The sequence below is a fragment of the Variovorax sp. PDC80 genome (assembly GCF_900115375.1).
Classification (GTDB): Bacteria; Pseudomonadota; Gammaproteobacteria; order Burkholderiales; family Burkholderiaceae_C; genus Variovorax.
In genome coordinates, this window is sequence record NZ_FOWG01000003.1 from 62,107 (window position 1) to 76,968 (window position 14,862).

General features: G+C 71.0%; 19 protein-coding genes. 11 read left to right on the plus strand and 8 right to left on the minus strand.

Going from position 1 to position 14,862, the window contains the following annotated elements:
* Positions 1–5: 5 nt before the first annotated feature.
* Entirely contained in the window at positions 6–926 is a 921-nt protein-coding gene (locus BM109_RS10080) for a YihY/virulence factor BrkB family protein (RefSeq protein ID WP_256222480.1), read from the minus strand.
* An 86-nt stretch (positions 927–1,012) separates the two neighbouring features.
* Between BM109_RS10080 and BM109_RS10085 the strand changes: the two genes are divergently transcribed.
* From BM109_RS10085 to BM109_RS10100, 4 genes are all read left to right on the plus strand, one after another.
* A complete protein-coding gene (locus tag BM109_RS10085; RefSeq protein WP_093342580.1) occupies positions 1,013–1,609 on the plus strand; it encodes a chromate transporter in 597 nt (198 codons plus the stop codon).
* 61 nt (positions 1,610–1,670) lie between these two features.
* A complete protein-coding gene (locus tag BM109_RS10090; RefSeq protein ID WP_093342582.1) occupies positions 1,671–2,270 on the plus strand; it encodes a chromate transporter in 600 nt (199 codons plus the stop codon).
* Positions 2,271–2,322: 52 nt separating this feature from the next.
* Entirely contained in the window at positions 2,323–3,297 is a 975-nt protein-coding gene (locus BM109_RS10095; RefSeq protein WP_093342583.1) for an aldo/keto reductase, read from the plus strand.
* A gap of 10 nt (positions 3,298–3,307) precedes the next feature.
* Positions 3,308–3,784 carry a DUF3237 domain-containing protein gene (locus tag BM109_RS10100; RefSeq protein WP_093342585.1) on the plus strand — a complete coding sequence of 159 codons (477 nt, stop codon included), beginning with the start codon at positions 3,308–3,310 and terminating at the stop codon, positions 3,782–3,784.
* 3 nt (positions 3,785–3,787) lie between these two features.
* Here the strand turns inward: BM109_RS10100 and BM109_RS10105 are convergent, their stop codons facing one another.
* Positions 3,788–4,309: a GNAT family N-acetyltransferase gene (locus tag BM109_RS10105; protein WP_093342586.1), complete on the minus strand. Its 522-nt coding sequence runs from the start codon at positions 4,307–4,309 to the stop codon at positions 3,788–3,790.
* 55 nt (positions 4,310–4,364) lie between these two features.
* Between BM109_RS10105 and BM109_RS10110 the strand changes: the two genes are divergently transcribed.
* Positions 4,365–4,976, plus strand: a complete 612-nt coding sequence (locus BM109_RS10110) for a helix-turn-helix domain-containing protein (RefSeq protein ID WP_093342588.1) — start codon at positions 4,365–4,367, stop codon at positions 4,974–4,976.
* A gap of 92 nt (positions 4,977–5,068) precedes the next feature.
* Positions 5,069–5,242, plus strand: coding sequence for a hypothetical protein (locus tag BM109_RS40710; RefSeq protein ID WP_057594737.1), 174 nt, complete (start codon positions 5,069–5,071; stop codon positions 5,240–5,242).
* A 16-nt stretch (positions 5,243–5,258) separates the two neighbouring features.
* Here BM109_RS40710 and rlmB read toward each other — a convergent pair whose 3' ends face one another.
* The 4 genes from rlmB to BM109_RS10130 are packed head-to-tail and all read right to left on the minus strand — an operon-like array spanning position 5,259 to position 8,255.
* Positions 5,259–6,005 (minus strand): 23S rRNA (guanosine(2251)-2'-O)-methyltransferase RlmB, encoded by a 747-nt coding sequence (rlmB, locus tag BM109_RS10115; RefSeq protein WP_093342589.1) that lies wholly within the window; start codon positions 6,003–6,005, stop codon positions 5,259–5,261.
* Positions 6,006–6,041: 36 nt separating this feature from the next.
* Complete coding sequence (locus BM109_RS10120; protein WP_093342591.1) at positions 6,042–7,025, minus strand: hypothetical protein; 984 nt, start codon at positions 7,023–7,025, stop codon at positions 6,042–6,044.
* Between the two features lie 5 nt (positions 7,026–7,030).
* Positions 7,031–7,504, minus strand: coding sequence for a ribosomal protein L7/L12 (locus BM109_RS10125; RefSeq protein WP_093342592.1), 474 nt, complete (start codon positions 7,502–7,504; stop codon positions 7,031–7,033).
* Positions 7,505–7,544: 40 nt separating this feature from the next.
* Positions 7,545–8,255 carry an ABC transporter ATP-binding protein gene (locus BM109_RS10130; protein WP_093342593.1) on the minus strand — a complete coding sequence of 237 codons (711 nt, stop codon included), beginning with the start codon at positions 8,253–8,255 and terminating at the stop codon, positions 7,545–7,547.
* Positions 8,256–8,336: 81 nt separating this feature from the next.
* Here BM109_RS10130 and BM109_RS10135 point away from each other — a divergent pair, with 81 nt between their 5' ends.
* Entirely contained in the window at positions 8,337–8,924 is a 588-nt protein-coding gene (locus BM109_RS10135) for an arylesterase (protein ID WP_177239305.1), read from the plus strand.
* 114 nt (positions 8,925–9,038) lie between these two features.
* On the opposite strand, the gene BM109_RS10140 is transcribed toward BM109_RS10135, so the two are convergent.
* On the minus strand, positions 9,039–9,242 hold the full coding sequence (locus BM109_RS10140; protein ID WP_057594731.1) for a hypothetical protein: 204 nt from the start codon (positions 9,240–9,242) through the stop codon (positions 9,039–9,041).
* An 85-nt stretch (positions 9,243–9,327) separates the two neighbouring features.
* Positions 9,328–10,524 carry a PLP-dependent transferase gene (locus BM109_RS10145; protein ID WP_093342595.1) on the minus strand — a complete coding sequence of 399 codons (1,197 nt, stop codon included), beginning with the start codon at positions 10,522–10,524 and terminating at the stop codon, positions 9,328–9,330.
* Between the two features lie 80 nt (positions 10,525–10,604).
* On the opposite strand from BM109_RS10145, the gene BM109_RS10150 reads away from it, so the two are divergent.
* The 4 genes from BM109_RS10150 (at position 10,605) to BM109_RS10165 (ending at position 14,819) form a co-directional block, all read left to right on the plus strand.
* Positions 10,605–11,066 carry a MerR family transcriptional regulator gene (locus BM109_RS10150; RefSeq protein ID WP_093342596.1) on the plus strand — a complete coding sequence of 154 codons (462 nt, stop codon included), beginning with the start codon at positions 10,605–10,607 and terminating at the stop codon, positions 11,064–11,066.
* Between the two features lie 46 nt (positions 11,067–11,112).
* Positions 11,113–13,410 carry a VIT domain-containing protein gene (locus tag BM109_RS10155; RefSeq protein WP_218159369.1) on the plus strand — a complete coding sequence of 766 codons (2,298 nt, stop codon included), beginning with the start codon at positions 11,113–11,115 and terminating at the stop codon, positions 13,408–13,410.
* Position 13,411: 1 nt separating this feature from the next.
* Complete coding sequence (locus tag BM109_RS10160) at positions 13,412–14,299, plus strand: helix-turn-helix domain-containing protein (RefSeq protein WP_093342599.1); 888 nt, start codon at positions 13,412–13,414, stop codon at positions 14,297–14,299.
* A gap of 61 nt (positions 14,300–14,360) precedes the next feature.
* Complete coding sequence (locus tag BM109_RS10165) at positions 14,361–14,819, plus strand: VOC family protein (protein WP_093342601.1); 459 nt, start codon at positions 14,361–14,363, stop codon at positions 14,817–14,819.
* Positions 14,820–14,862: the final 43 nt, after the last annotated feature.

The window sequence follows — 14,862 nt, forward strand, 5'->3', positions numbered from 1 at the left end:
CGCGCTCAGAGATCGCCGCCCGAGCGCGTGCGCGCCGGCACATGGTCGTCCTTGCCGGCGCCGATGCCGACGTCGGAGTGCTTGAGCGAGCCGTAGCTGCGCGCATAGACCCAGGTGAACTCGGCGCCCAGCAGGAAGATCTGCGCCGAGTAGTAGACCCACACCAGCACCACCACCAGCGAGCCCGCGGCGCCGTAGCCCGAGGCCACGCTGCTCTTGCCGATGTACAGGCCGATCAGGTGCTTGCCGATGGTGAACAGCAGCGCCGTCACCGCCGCGCCCACCCACACGTCGCGCCACTGCACCTTCGCGCGCGGCATGATCTTGTAGATCATCGCGAAGATCACGGTGACCATGCCGAAGCTGAAGCCGAAGTTGACCCATTGGGCCAGCGTCTCCCAGGCACCGAACATCGGCGACCACCACTTGCCGAGCGCGGCCAGCGCGGCGCTCGCCACCAGCGACACCATCAGCAGGAAGCCGATGCCCATCACCATGCTGAAGGACAGCAGGCGCACGCGCAGCAGGTTGAAGATGCCGCTGCTCTTGGCACGCGCGGGGGCGCGCCAGATGCGGTCGAGCGCGTCCTGCAGTTCGCCGAACACGGTGGTGGCGCCGACCACCAGCAGCGCGATGCCGATCAGGGTGGCGACGATGCCCTCGCGCGGCTTGTTGACCGCCTGCAGCATGCTCTGCACCGCGGCCGCGCCCTGCTCGCCCATCAGGCCCGAGAGCTGCGCGAGGATCTCGCCGCGCGCGGCCTCCTGCCCGAACACCAGCCCGGCGACGGCGATCACGATCAGCAGCAGCGGCGCGATCGAGAACACGGTGTAGTAGGCGAGCGCGGCGCCCATGCTCGGGGCGTAGTCGTTCGACCAGGACGCGACGGCGCGGCGGCAGAGATCGAAGAGGGGTCGCAAATACATGGCGGAAAGTCTCCTGTCGGTGGCGGCACCGTCCTGTCGGAGCGGCACCCGGCATCTTGCCGTCTGCCTACGATAATCGCTGAAACATGCAACCGTCTCCCCCAGCCTCCGGCGCGGCGGCGCCGTCCGCGCCCTCGCACCCGCAGTCGCCGCGCGACCTCTTCGTGTCCTTCACCTTCCTGGCGCTGCAGGGCTTCGGCGGCGTGCTGGCGATCGTGCAGCGCGAGATGGTCGAGAAGAAGAAGTGGCTCACGCCCGAGCAGTTCCTCGAGGACTGGGCCGTGGCCCAGGTGATGCCGGGGCCCAACGTGATCAACCTCGCGCTGATGATCGGCGACCGCTACTTCGGCCTGCGCGGCGCGCTCGCCGCGGTGGCCGGCATGCTCACGGTGCCGCTGTTCGTGATCCTCGCGCTCGCGGTGCTCTACGCGCACTACGCGGGCAACCCGCAGGTCGCGGGCGCGCTGCGCGGCATGGGCGCGGTGTCGGGCGGGCTGATCGCGGCCACCGGCATCAAGCTGATCCCGCAACTGCGCAAGCATCCGCTGGGCTTCGCCACCTGCCTGGCGTTCGTGGCGCTGGTGTTCGGCGCCATCGCCTGGGCGCGCATCCCGCTGGGCTGGGTGCTGCTGGTGCTCGGCGGCGTGGCCTGCGGCTGGACCTGGAAGAGGATCGCGCCATGAGCGCCGCGCCGGGCCGCCCCACGCAAGCTCGCACCGCCGTGCGAAGCACGGAGGTACTTCAATGACCATCGTCATGCAATGGCACGACTGGCTCGCGCTGTTCGGCCAGTACATGCTGCTGTCGATGCTCTCGATCAGCGGCGCCATCACCACCGTGCCCGACATGCACCGCTACCTGGTGGCGCAGCACGGCTGGCTCACCGACGCGCAGTTCACCTCCTCGGTCGCCATCGCGCAGGCCGCGCCCGGGCCCAACGTGCTGTTCGTCGGGCTCATGGGCTGGAACGTCGGCCTCAACGCGGGCGGCGGCATCAGCGCCGGGCCCTCGGCCTGGCTGCTCGGCCTGTTCGGGCTGGCCGTGACCATGGTCGGCATCATGCTGCCGAGCACCACCCTGACCTACTTCGCCACCCGCTGGGGCCACCGCAACCGCACCCGCCGCGGCGTGCGCGCCTTCAAGCAGGGCATGGCGCCGGTGGTGGTGGGCCTGTTGATCGCCACCGGCTGGGTGCTGGCCGCCGGCAACCACGTGGGCAACGCACCGGCCTGGCACCTGTGGCTCCTGACCGGCGTGGCCGCGCTCATCGTCTGGCGCACGCGCATCCACCTGCTGTGGCTGCTGGGCGCCGGCGCGGCGCTCGGCGCCATCGGTTTCGTCTGAACTTCGCCCCCTTCTTCGTCCACCCTCTTCTTCCTTCCTCAGGAGCTTTCCCATGTCGCAACTTCGCCCCCTCGGCCGCTCCGGCCTCCAGGTGTCCCCGCTCGCCTTCGGCGGCAACGTGTTCGGCTGGACCGTCGACGAGGCCGCCTCGTTCAAGCTGCTCGATGCCTGGCTCGACGCCGGCTTCAACTTCGTCGACACCGCCGACGTCTACTCGTACTGGGTGCCGGGCCACAGCGGCGGCGAGTCCGAGACCATCATCGGCAAGTGGCTCAAGCAGAGCGGCAAGCGCAGCCGCGTGGTGCTGGCCACCAAGCTCGGCAAGTCGATGGGCGAAGGCAAGGTCGGGCTCTCGCCGGCCTACATCCGCGAGGCGGTCGAGGCCTCGCTCAAGCGCCTGCAGACCGACTACATCGACCTCTACCAGTCGCACGACGACGACGCCAACACGCCGCTCGAGGACACGCTGGGCGCCTTCGACGACCTCGTGAAGGCCGGCAAGGTGCGCGCCATCGGCGCCTCGAACTTCACGGCGCCGCGGCTGGCCGAGGCGCTCGACGTCTCCGAGCGCCTGGGCATCGCGCGCTACGAGAGCCTGCAGCCGCTGTACAACCTCTACGACCGCGCCGTGTTCGAGGACGAGCTCGAGCCGCTGTGCCTGAAGCGCGAGGTCGGCGTGATCAACTTCTACGCGCTGGCCGCCGGCTTCCTCACCGGCAAGTACCGCACCGAGGCCGATGCGGCCAAGAGCGCGCGTGGCGCGAGCACCACCAAGAAGTACCTCAACCCGCGCGGGCTGCGCATCCTCGAGGCGCTCGACAAGGTGGCGCAGCAGTACAACGCGAAGCCGGGCCAGGTCGCGATCGCGTGGCAGATCGCGCGGCCCTCGGTGACCGCGCCGATCGCGAGCGCGACCTCGATCGCTCAGCTCGACGAGTTGGTGACCGCCACCCAGCTCAAGCTCGACGCGGGCACGATCGCGATGCTCGACCGCGCGAGCGAGGAAGAAGGCAAGGCGGCCGCCTGAGGACGCGGCGATGAGCGACGTCGAAGCCATCGCGGCGCCTTCGCTCGAGCACTTCGCCGACCTGCGCGTGGAGGTCGGCGAACCCCAGGTGCTGGGCCAGGGGCCGGGCGGCCTGCGCCGCGTGGTGCCGATCACCGGCGGCCAGGCGCAGGGCCACGGCTGGACCGCGCGCGTGCTGCCGGGCGGCAGCGACTTCCAGCTGATCGTGGGCGAGACCCTCTCGGTGCTCGATGCGCGCTACGGCTTCGAGACCGATGCCGGCGACCTCGTCTACGTTCAGAACCACGCTATCCGCAGCGCCTCGCGCGAGACCATGGCGCGGCTGCTGCGCGGCGAGCCGGTCGATCCGGCGCAGGTGTATTTCCGCTGCACGCCGCATTTCGAGACCGCCTCGCCCGCGCTGGCCTGGATCGCCGAACGGCTGTTCCTCGGCGCCGGCGTGCGCCGGCCGGCCCAGGTGGTGATGCGCTTCTGGGCCGTGAACTGAGGATCAGCCGTCGACCGGCTCGGCGGGCGTGGCCAGGATGCGCTGGTAGAAGGCCACGTCGAGCCAGCGGCCGAACTTGAAGCCCGCCTGCCGCACCGTGCCCGCGTGCTCGAAGCCCAGGCGCTCGTGCAGCGCGATGCTGCCGGCGTTCTGGGCGTCGATGGCGCCGACCAGCACGTGCACCTCGCGCGCCTGCGCCTCGGCCACGATCGCCTCGAGCAGCGTGCGGCCCAGGCCCTTGCCGCGGTCGGCGGCATCGACGTACACCGAGTGCTCGACCGTGTACTTGTAGGCCGGGAAGGCGCGGAACGTGCCGTAGCTCGCGAAGCCCATGAGCCGGCCGTCATCGTCCACCGCGCCGATCACCGGGAAGCCGTTGGCGCGCTTGGTGGCGAACCAGCCGGCCATCTGCTCGGGCGTGCGCGGCTTGTAGTCGTAGAGCGCGGTCGAGGTGACGATGGCGTCGTTGAGGATCGCGAGGATGGTGCCGGCGTGGGCTTCCTCGGTGCAGGGGATCAGGCGCATGGGGCTCCTTTGCAGCATTGCGCGGTTGTTCACTATAGGAGAATAATAGTCTCTTATGAGAAACGACGCATCCCCCTCGGACCTTGAAACCGGCGAGCCCATCGACGCGCTGATCGCCCGGCGGCTGCTGGCGCTGCGGCAGGCGCAGGGCCTGAGCCTCGCGGAACTGGCCGAGCGCTCGGGCGTGAGCAAGGCGATGATCTCCAAGGTCGAGCGCGCGCAGAGCAGCCCCACGGCCGTGCTGCTGGGCCGGCTGGCCGCAGGGCTGGGCGTGCCGCTGGCGCAGTTGCTGACGCAGGACGACGAAGGCCGGGACACGCAGCGCCTGCGTACCCGCGCCGCGCAGGCGGTGTGGCGCGATCCCGGCGCGGGTTACCTGCGGCGGCAGGTGCTCGAGCGCGGCGCGGCCGGCGGCATCGAGCTGGTCGAGGTGGAGCTGCCGCGCGCGGCGCAGGTCGGCTATCCGCGCTGGAGCGGCAAGCCGTACCGGCAATGCCTGTGGCTGCTCGAGGGCGAACTGCAGGTCGACTATGGCGAGGAGCGCTTCCGGCTCGCACCGGGCGACTGCCTGGATTTCGGGGTCGACCGGGCGCTGGTGTTCCAGGCGCTGGGCGACGGCGGCTGCCGCTACCTGCTGGTGGCCGACCAGGACCTGCGTCCGCGGTAGGCCCGCTCCCACAGCCGCAGGCGGCACCGGCCGGTGCGGGCGACGAGCATGCTCCAGATACTGCGAGACATCACAGCTTCGGAGGAACACGCATGTCGTTCGCGCTCTACATGATCGGTTTTCTGATCTTCATGGCCGGCCTGATCTGGGGCGCCTCGGTGGCCGGCGTGCCCACGCTCTACATCGGCATCGGCTCCCTGATCCTGCTGGGCATCGGCATCTTCAGCGCGGTGGGCCGCACGCGCGGCAAGGATCCGTCGCAGTAAGGCCGCGGCGCGGCGCTCAGGCGCCGCGCTGGCGCATCGCCTCGTAGAGGCACACGCCGCTGGCGACCGAGACGTTGAGGCTCTCGACCGCGCCCGCCATCGGGATGCTGACCAGCTCGTCGCAGGTCTTGCGCGTGAGCTGGCGCATGCCCTCGCCCTCGGCACCGAGCACCAGCGCCAGCGGGCGCTTGAAGTCGCTCTGGTAGATGGTGCCGGGCGCGTCGTCGCTGGTGCCCACGCACCAGATGCTGCGCTCCTTGAGCTCGTTGAGCGTGCGCGCGAGGTTGGTCACCATGAAATAGGGCACCGTCTCGGCGGCACCGCTGGCCACCTTGGCCACGGTGGCGTTGATGCCGGCCGCATGGTCCTTGGGCGCGATCACCGCATGGGCACCGGCGCCGTCGGCCACGCGCAGGCAGGCGCCGAGGTTGTGCGGATCGGTCACGCCGTCAAGCACCAGCAAGAGCGGCACGGTGCCGGCCTCCTCCAGGCCCTCGAGCAGTTCGTCGAGCGAATGGATCTGCGCCGCCGGCTCCACGCGCGCCACCACGCCCTGGTGGCCGTGGCTGCCGCTGAGCTTGGCGAGCCGCGCGCCGTCGGCCTCGACCAGCCGCACGCCGGCATCCTGGGCCCGCGCCATGAACTGTTTCATGCGCGCATCGCGCCGGCTGGCGTCGAACAGCACCTCGAGCACGGACTTGGGCGCGGTCTTGATGCGCACGCCCACGGCATGGAAGCCGAAGATCACTTTGGGAGAAGACATGCGCCGATTATCGAGGGACCCCGCCCTCGCCCGGCTTCAGGCCAGCGGCAGGCCGGCGCGCGCCTGCGCCAGCTCGTCGTGCAGCGTCTGCACCGCGAGCGCGCGCGGATGCACGCGCTGCGCGTCGCCCACGCTCTCGAGGTACTCGCAGGCCGAGAAGCGATCGGCCATCTGCTCGTAGCGCGCCACCCAGGCCTCGCGCTGCGCGAGCCGCTCGGGCGCCACCGGCCAGACGCCCGGGCGCGGCCGCAGCGGATCGCCGATGCCGATGCGCCAGGGCTTGGCGCTCACGCGCGCGCGAAAGCAGTTCTGGTTGCGGCACATGCGCGCATAGACCTTGTCGGCGCCCAGCGTCTGGAAGACGTCGGCGACCGCGGCATCGGACGGCGTGAACACGTCGTGCATGGCGAGCGCGCGCAGTCCCGCGGGCGTGCGGTAGAGCCGCAGGTGCCAGTCGGGATGCTGGTGGATGAAGCGCTCGATGCGCGCGCGCACGGCCGCGAGCGGGTCGCCCTGGGGTTCGGCCAGGCGCAGCCCCTCGGCGCGCACGCGCCAGAAGCCGAAGCCCGCCACCAGCACGGCAGCCACCACGGCCAGCGGCCACGACTGGGTGGCATAGCCCGCGACCAGCGCGCCGATGAGCGCCGCGCCGATGATGGTCAGCCCGCGGCCGCTGGCATGCCGCGGGTCGTCGAAGTCCACGTCGACGAACAGCACGTCGGGCGTGTTGAGGCAGCGAGCGCCATAGCCGTTGCGCGTGACGATGTCCTCGCCGTGGCGCTCGACGATCTCCTCGCGGATCGGCATGCCATCGGCGCCGTTGTAGGCCACCTTGCGCTCGCGGCGCTCGAGCTTCTCGCCGCCGGCGATGCGCTCGAAGGCCTCGCGCGTGCGCTGGTCGGCATGGGCCTGCGCGGCCACCGGGCTGTCGTCGGACCAGCCGAAGCGGCGCACCGTGATCTGGCGACCATCGATGCGTTGCTGGAGGCGGCCTTCGGCCCAGAACTGCGGAACGATCATCGGGCTCAGGCGCTGACGAAGAAGAAGACGGCGGCCGCCACCGCGACCACCAGCACGATCGCCAGCCACTTGACGCCGCCGCCCGAAGGTACGCGGCCCGGCTCGGCCATCGGGTCGAAGGCACCGTGCGGTGCGGACTGGCCGCGCTCGCCATGCATGTGCTCATCGACCCGCTTCAGCGATTCGGCCAGGCCGAGGCCGGTGGCCTCGCGCACGATCTTCACCGCCTCGACCTTGCGGCCTTGCGCCAGCGCCGCGATCGCCTCGGCCGGCAGGCCCTGCGCGCCGCCGCTCAGCAGCCGGTTCCATTCGTCGGCCTCGGGCGCGGGTTCGCCCTCCACCGCGTTGGCATGCCGCTCGACCAGTTCCTTGGACTCCTTGAGGCCGAGGCCGGTGCGGTCGCGCACGATCTTGATAGCCTCGATCAGGTTGCCGCGCTGCAGCGCGAGTCGGGCATCGGGGGGTAGCTCGTCCTGCATCTTGAATCTCCTCCTGCAGGCCCGGTTGTACCCGAAGCCTTCAGGCTGGCGCGTCGGCGTTCTTCTCGTTGAGGATCACGCGGCCGGCCTCGATCATGATGCGGCGCTCGCACTGGGCCGCGATGCCGCGGTCGTGCGTCACCAGCACGAGCGTGGTGCCGAGCTCGCGGTTGAGGTCGAACATCAGCCGCATCACCTGCTCGCCGGTGGCGAAGTCGAGGCTGCCCGTGGGTTCGTCGGCCAGCAGCAAGGCGGGCTGCACCACGAAGGCCCGCGCCAGCGCCACGCGCTGCTGCTCCCCGCCCGACAGCACCTTGGGATAGTGGTTGAGCCGCTGGCCCAGGCCGACGCGGCCCAGCATTTCGGTCGCGGCCTTGCGGGCATCCTTGCGGTTGGCCAGTTCCAGCGGCAGCATCACGTTCTCGAGGGCGCTGAGGTTGCCCAGCAGCTGGAAGCTCTGGAACACGAAGCCCACGCGCTGCGCGCGCAAGGCGGCCCGGTCGTCCTCGTCGATGGCGAAGATGTCGTCGCCGGCCAGCTTCACAGTGCCGCGCGTGGGCGTATCGAGCCCGGCGACGATCGACAGCAAGGTGCTCTTGCCCGACCCCGAGGCACCCACGATGGCCGCGGTTTCCCGTGCCCCGAGGGTGAAATCGATGTCCTGCAGAATGTCCAGGGTACCGGTCGAGTCGGTGACGGACTTGAACACATGCTCGACGGTGACAATCGCTGGGGACGGGGGTTGGGACATGGAAAGGCTTTGGTTTTGAATCGACGTGACTTTATCTTGACCACTGCCGCGCTCGGCAGTTCCGGGGCATGGCGTGGGGCGATGGCGCAGAGCGCCGCCGCGCGCAAGCCGGTGATCCTGGTGCTCGGCGATTCGCTGAGCGCCGAGTACGGCCTGAAGCGCGGCGAAGGCTGGGTGCCGCTGCTCGAGAAGCGCCTCGCGCAGCAGAAGGTCGATGCCACCGTGGTCAACGCCAGCATCAGCGGCGACACCAGCTCGGGCGGACGCGCGCGCTTCGCGGCGCTGCTGGCGCAGCACAAGCCCAGCCACGTGGTGCTCGAGCTCGGCGCCAACGACGCGCTGCGCGGCCTGCCGCTCACGGACACCGAGGCCAACCTGCTGCAGATCACGCAGTCCGCGCAGGCCGCGGGCGCCAAGGTGCTGATCGTGGGCATCCAGGTGCCACCCAACTACGGCGGCGACTACACGCGGCGCTTCGAGGCGGTGTTCGCCAAGGTGGCGGCCACGACGAGGTCGGCGCTGGTGCCCTTCCTGCTCAAGGGCGTGGCCGACGCGCCGAACGCGATGTCGCTGTTCCAGGCCGACCGCATCCATCCGACAGCGGCGGCGCAGCCGCAACTGCTCGACAACGTCTGGCCCGAACTGCGCAAGCTGCTCGCCGCCAAATAGGGCCGAAGGGCCGGGCCCTGCGCCGATCGCGCGCCAACAAAAAGCCGCTGCGGGACCGACAGGCCCCCAGCGGCTTCGTCATTCAGAACGGAAAGAATCCGGACGGTGCAGCGTTCAACCGTTCTTGGTCGGCAGTTCGGGAACGGTCGGCGGATCGCGTTCGAGCGAGGCCACGTCGTCTTCCGGATCGCCCGGCGCGAGGCCGTCGCTGCTCGGGGAAAGCTTGCGGTTCGCCTTTTCGCGGAGCTTTTCTTCCTTCTTCTTCTTGCGAGCCAGCTCTTTCTGCCGCTTCTCGTAACCGTAATTCGGTGTTGCCACTGATCTCTCCTTCAGGCGAAGCAGTCGAACGACTGCGCGTCGGGGTACTGTAAGCGATAACCGGAGCGCCTCCTGCGAAGGCCGGTCAGGCCATCCGCGCGAGCGCCTGCTGCAGGTCGGCGCGCAGGTCGTCCACGTCCTCCAGGCCGATCGAGAAGCGCACCAGCGTGCCCTTGTAGGGCCAGGGCGCCACGCCGGGGTCGCGCATCAGGCCGATGTCGTAGGGCACCACCAGGCTGATCGGCCCGCCCCACGAGTAGCCGAGGCGGAACAGCTGCAGGCTGTCGCAGAAGCGGTCGACCTGCTCGGTGCCGTAGCGCTCGTCGAAGACGATCGAGAACAGGCCCGCCGCGAGGTCGGCCTCGCCGCACAGCGCGCGCCAGTGGCGGTGGCCGGGCGAACTCTCGATCGCCGGATGCAACACCTGCGCGACCTCGTCGCGGTCGGTGAGCCAGCGTGCGAGCTCGCGCGCCGCGCGGTCGTGCGCCGCATAGCGCAGCCCGATGCTCGGCAGCGAGCGCAGCAGCGTCTCGACATCGCCCACGCCGACGCCGAAGCCGATGCGCATGTGGGTGAGCTTGAGCGCGCGGTGCAGCCGCTCGTCGCGCGTGACCACGCTGCCCATGAGCACGTCGCCGCCGCCGCTCGGGTACTTGGTCAGCGCATGCACCGAGATGTCGACACCCTGCCCGCTGCCGTTGAAGTCGAAGGGCGCGAAGGCCAGGCCCGCGCCCCAGGTGTTGTCGAGCGCGCTGAGCACGCCGCGCGCGCGGCAGGCGGCCGCGAGCGCGGGCAGGTCCGGGAACTCCATCGTCACCGAGCCCGCGGCCTCGAGCCACACCAGCTTCGTGCGCGGCGAGATCTTGGCCGCGAGGTCCTCGGGGTTCATGGCGTCGTACAGGCGGTACGCGATGCCGAAGTTCGCGAGCTCGCCGGTGGCCAGCGCCTTGTTGGGGCCGTAGGCGTTGTCGGGGATCAGCACCTCGTCGCCGGTCTTGAGGAAGGCGAAGGCCACGAGCGAGATCGCCGCCAGGCCGCTGGGCACCAAGAGGCATTCGGTGCCGCCCTCGAGGGTGGCCAGGCGCTCCTCGAGCGTGAAGGTGGTGGGCGTGCCGTGCAGGCCGTAGGTGTAGCCGGCCTTGGTCTTCCAGTCGCGCGCGCGCATCGCGGCCACGTCGGCGAAGAACACCGTCGAGGCCTTGTAGACGCCGGGCTGGGGCGCGTCGAAGGTGGCGGGCGGCACGTAGGGGTGGTGGATCAGGGTCGTGGAAGGCTTGCTCATGCGGTCGATGCTAGCGCGCCCTCGCGGGCCGGGTTTTTGTGCGTTTTTATAAAAACAGTTCTTGTGTTTAAATCAAGTGTATGAAATCGAACCCACCCTCCCCGGCGGCCTCCTATGCGCTCGCGGACCTGTGCGTGCTGGCCGACCTGCCGCCGCGCACGGTGCGCTACTACGTGCAGATCGGCATCGTCGACCGGCCCGAGGGCGAGACCCGCGCGGCGCGCTACGGCGCGCGCCACCTCGAGCAGTTGCTGCTGATCAGGAAGTGGACGGCGGCCGGCGTCTCGCTCGAGCGCATCCGCGAGCTGCTGCAGGGCCAGGAGGCGCCGGTGCCGGCGCGCCCGCGCATGGCCGGCTCGGTGGAGGTGCGCAGCCACCTGACGGTGGCCGACGGCGTCGAGGTGGTGATCGAACCCGGCCGGGCCGGGCTGTCGCCGGAGCAGGTGCGCGGTTTCATCCAGGGCGTGATGGCGGCCTTCGCCGCGGCTTGCGCCCCCTCCCCCGTCGACGGCCCCGCCGCCGACGTTCCGAAGAAGAACTGACGACACAGGAAAGGGCAATCCCATGAGCTATCAGGAACACGCACGCATGACGACCGCGAACGGCGACAGCATGCTGCTCGAGGGCGTGAAGGCCAGCGGCGACCTGCGCGGCGTGCTGCTCGAGATGACGGTCGAGCAGCGCTTCCGCAACCCGAGCGCCTCGAACGTCGAGGTGGTCTACGGCTTTCCGCTGCCGTGGGGCGCGGTGCTGCTGGGCGTCGACGTGAAGCTCGGCGAGCGGCGTCTGTGCGGCACGGTGGTCGAGAAGGCCGAAGCCGAGGCGGCCTACGAAGGCGCTTTGGCCGAGGGCCACACGGCCATCATGCTGGAGAAGAACCACGACCGCAGCTACACGCTGAACCTCGGCAACCTCGCGGCGCAGGAGGCCTGCATCGTCACCCTGCGCTACGCGCAGACGCTGGCCTTCGAACAGCAGGGCCTGCGCCTGCTGATCCCGACGGTGATCGCGCCGCGCTACGGCGACCCGGTCGCCGACGGCGGGCTGCAGCCGCACCAGGCGCCCGTGCACAGCCCGGTGGCGGCCTACCCCTTCGACATCGAACTGCGCCTGCATGGCGAACTGGCACGAGCGCGCGTGGCCTCGCCCAGCCATCCGGTGGGCGTGGCGATGCGGTCCGACGGCGGGCTGCTGCAGGTGTCGCTGGCGCGCCGCGGCGCGCTCGACCGCGACTTCGTGCTGGTGGTCGACCAATTGGCGCAGGCCTCGATGGCCGTGGCGGCGCCCGATGGCGTCGCGCCCGGCGGCATCGTCGCGCTCGCGAGCTTCTGCCCGCGGGTGCCGGCGCGCGGCCCGGCCACCACCGACGTGCAGCTGCTCGTCGACTGCTCGGGCTCGATGGCCGGCGACAGCATCGATGCCGCCCGGCGCGCGCTGCAATCGATCGTTTCGCAGATGGGCGCGGGCGACCGCTTCTCGCTCTCGCGCTTCGGCACCACGGTCGAGCACCGTTCGCGCGGCCTGTGGCAGCTCACCGAGGTCACGCGGCTGGCCGCGCAGCGCTGGATCGGCGCGCTGCAGGCCGACCTGGGCGGCACCGAGATGGAAAGCGCGCTGGCCTCCACCTTCGCCCTGGGCACCGGCGCGTCGAGCGACGTACTGGTGGTCACCGACGGCGAGATCAGCGCCATCGACGCGACCGTCGAATCGGCCCGCGCCTCGGGGCATCGCGTGTTCGTGGTCGGCATCGGCAGCAGCCCGGCCGAGAGCCACCTGCGGCGCCTGGCCGAGGCCACGGGCGGGGCCTGCGACTTCGTCGCGCCCGGCGAGGCGGTCGAGCCGGCCGTGCTGCGCATGTTCGCGCGCCTGCGTTCGCCGCGGCTCGACGCGCTGCGCGTCGCATGGCCGAGCGACGCGCGGCCGCGATGGACGTCGGCGCTGCCGGTCTCGGTGTTCGGCGCCGACACGGTGAACGTGTTCGCGCTGTTCGACGCGGTGCCCGAGGGCGAAGTGCGGCTGCTCGGCGTGCGCGCGGAGAGCGACGCGGCCGAGGAAGCGATCGGCAGCGCGCGCGTGAATGCCGTGAGCGAACCGATCGACGCGCTCGGCCGGATCGCGGCGCACGCACGGGTGGCCGAACTCGGCGCAGAGTACGTGGCGGAAGCCCGCCGCATCGCCGTGGCCTACCAGCTCGTGACCGACCTCACCAACTACCTGCTCGTGGTCGAACGCGCCGAGGGCGAGCGCGCGACCGACATGCCCGAACTGCGCAAGGTGGCGCAGATGGTGCCGGCGGGCTGGGGCGGCGCCGGCTCCGTGCAGTTCGACGCCATGCTCGCGGCACCGGCGTCGGCGCCGATGCTGATGCGCACGCGCGGCATGCCGATGGCGGCCGCCGCCGGTGGCGCGCCCTGCCGAATGATGAAGATGCAGGCGAACTCGGCGGCCGAGTCCGCGGCAATGGCCCCGGCGGGCACGCCGCGCGCGCTCGCCGCCTGGCTGCGCAAGGCACCGCCGAACGCCTGGCCGACCACCTATGCCGCGCTGGCGGCCCAGGGCATTCCGCAGGAAGTGGTCGACTGGCTCGAGCTGGTGATGGCGGCGCTGGACGGCACGCAGCGCACGGAGGCGACCGTGGTGGCCTCGTTCCTGCACCTGCTGGCCAACGTGCGGGTCTTCGAGCAGTCCGGCCAGCCCGAAGGCGTGCTGCGCGGCACCGCCCATGCCGTGCGCCGCCTGCGCGAGGCCTTCGGCCGCGGGCCGGCCAGCGCGGCCCCCGATGTCGACATGCGCTTCGTCGAGCAACTGGCGGCCCAACTGGCCGGCATGACGCCCGAGCGCTGGCCCGACCCGGTCTACGCGCTGCACGCGGAGGCCCAGGCCTGAGATGCGGCAGCTCACGCGCGCGCCCGTGCCGCACCTGCGGCCCTTCGTGCGGCAGGTCTGGGCCTGGGCGCCGGGCGCCGAGAGCGCGGGTGCCGAACGCCCCGGCGCGCGCGAGCATGTGCTGCCCACGGGCGGCATGCACCTGGTGTTCCGGCTCTCGGGGCCGCCGCTCAAGCTGTTCGGCCACGCGGCCGACACCGAGGGCCAGACCTACGGCCATGCCATCGTCGGCGGCGCGCGCAGCAGCTTCTACCTGCGCGACGTCTCGGTGGCCACGCGTTCGGTCGGCGCCCAGCTGCAGCCCGGCGCGGCGCGCGTGCTGCTGGGCGCGCCCGAGGACGCGTTGTCGGGCCAGCACACGCCGCTCGACGCGCTCTGGGGCGCGCGCGAGGCGGCGGATGCGCTCGAGCGGCTGCATGCCGAGGACGACCTGGCGCGCCAGCTCGCCCTGTTCGAGGCGATGCTGTCGGCGCGGCTGGCACTCGCGCTGCGCGCCGGCCTGCGCGGGCTGCATCCGGCGATCGCGGCGGCGCTCGGGCCGCTCGCGGGCGAGAACCCGGCCATCGGCGCGCTGGTGGCCGAGAGCGGCTACAGCCACCGGCGCTTCATCGCGCTGTTCCGCGGCGCCATCGGGCTCTCGCCGAAGGAGTACGCGCGCGTGATGCGCTTCGACCGCGCGCTGGCGCTGGCGGCCGATCCGGCGCGGCCCTGGGCCGAGATCGCGTTCGAGGCCGGCTATGCCGACCAGGCGCACCTGAGCCGCGAGTTCTCGGCGCTCGCGGGCATGGCGCCGCAGGCCTGGCGACGCACGGGGGCCACGTCGCCGCGCCACGTGGCGGTGCCCGGGAACGCCGCCCCCGGTCAAATTCGTTCAAGACGGCCGCGCTGAAGCCTTCCAGAATCGGCGCCGACACGCGATTTCTTCCACGAACCACGACGAGAGGCACCCCATGGCGATCCACGAGCTCTTCCCCTACATCTGCGTCCACGATGCCAAGGCCGCGGTCGACTTCTACTGCGAGGTGTTCCAGGTCAAGGAGATCTTCCGGCTGGTCGAGCCCAGCGGCCGCATCGGCCATGTCGAGCTCGACTTCCACAACGGCGCGATCCTGATGATCTCGGACGAGTACCCCGAGTACGGCATCCCGAGCGCGAAGACGCTGGGCGGCAGCGCGGTCACCCTGCACCTGCACGTGGACGATGCCGACGCGGTGGTCGCGCGCGCGGTGGCGGCTGGCGCCACGCTCGAGATGCCGACCGAGGACCGCTTCTACGGCGAGCGCTCGGGCGTGTTCCGCGATCCCTTCGGCCACCGCTGGAACGTGGGCCACAGCATCGAGAAGCTGTCGCCCGAGGAGATGCAGCGGCGCTACACGGCGATGTTCGAGAACGGCAGCGGCGCCTGCTGACGCGCCATGAAAAACGCCCCGGCAAGCCGGGGCGTCAAACTCT

Bases quoted from the DNA above. Each gene is read 5' to 3' on its own strand.
- BM109_RS10085 (WP_093342580.1), top strand. From the start codon at position 1,013: ATGCAACCGTCTCCCCCAGCCTCCGGCGCGGCGGCGCCGTCCGCGCCC.
- BM109_RS10095 (WP_093342583.1), top strand. From the start codon at position 2,323: ATGTCGCAACTTCGCCCCCTCGGCCGCTCCGGCCTCCAGGTGTCCCCG.
- BM109_RS10145 (WP_093342595.1), bottom strand. From the start codon at position 10,524: ATGAGCAAGCCTTCCACGACCCTGATCCACCACCCCTACGTGCCGCCC.
- BM109_RS10100 (WP_093342585.1), top strand. From the start codon at position 3,308: ATGAGCGACGTCGAAGCCATCGCGGCGCCTTCGCTCGAGCACTTCGCC.
- BM109_RS40710 (WP_057594737.1), top strand. From the start codon at position 5,069: ATGTCGTTCGCGCTCTACATGATCGGTTTTCTGATCTTCATGGCCGGC.
- BM109_RS10125 (WP_093342592.1), bottom strand. From the start codon at position 7,504: ATGCAGGACGAGCTACCCCCCGATGCCCGACTCGCGCTGCAGCGCGGC.
- BM109_RS10090 (WP_093342582.1), top strand. From the start codon at position 1,671: ATGACCATCGTCATGCAATGGCACGACTGGCTCGCGCTGTTCGGCCAG.
- BM109_RS10155 (WP_218159369.1), top strand. From the start codon at position 11,113: ATGACGACCGCGAACGGCGACAGCATGCTGCTCGAGGGCGTGAAGGCC.
- BM109_RS10165 (WP_093342601.1), top strand. From the start codon at position 14,361: ATGGCGATCCACGAGCTCTTCCCCTACATCTGCGTCCACGATGCCAAG.
- BM109_RS10105 (WP_093342586.1), bottom strand. From the start codon at position 4,309: ATGCGCCTGATCCCCTGCACCGAGGAAGCCCACGCCGGCACCATCCTC.
- BM109_RS10160 (WP_093342599.1), top strand. From the start codon at position 13,412: ATGCGGCAGCTCACGCGCGCGCCCGTGCCGCACCTGCGGCCCTTCGTG.
- BM109_RS10110 (WP_093342588.1), top strand. From the start codon at position 4,365: ATGAGAAACGACGCATCCCCCTCGGACCTTGAAACCGGCGAGCCCATC.
- BM109_RS10135 (WP_177239305.1), top strand. From the start codon at position 8,337: ATGGCGCAGAGCGCCGCCGCGCGCAAGCCGGTGATCCTGGTGCTCGGC.
- BM109_RS10130 (WP_093342593.1), bottom strand. From the start codon at position 8,255: ATGTCCCAACCCCCGTCCCCAGCGATTGTCACCGTCGAGCATGTGTTC.
- BM109_RS10150 (WP_093342596.1), top strand. From the start codon at position 10,605: ATGAAATCGAACCCACCCTCCCCGGCGGCCTCCTATGCGCTCGCGGAC.
- BM109_RS10080 (WP_256222480.1), bottom strand. From the start codon at position 926: ATGTATTTGCGACCCCTCTTCGATCTCTGCCGCCGCGCCGTCGCGTCC.
- BM109_RS10120 (WP_093342591.1), bottom strand. From the start codon at position 7,025: ATGATCGTTCCGCAGTTCTGGGCCGAAGGCCGCCTCCAGCAACGCATC.
- rlmB (WP_093342589.1), bottom strand. From the start codon at position 6,005: ATGTCTTCTCCCAAAGTGATCTTCGGCTTCCATGCCGTGGGCGTGCGC.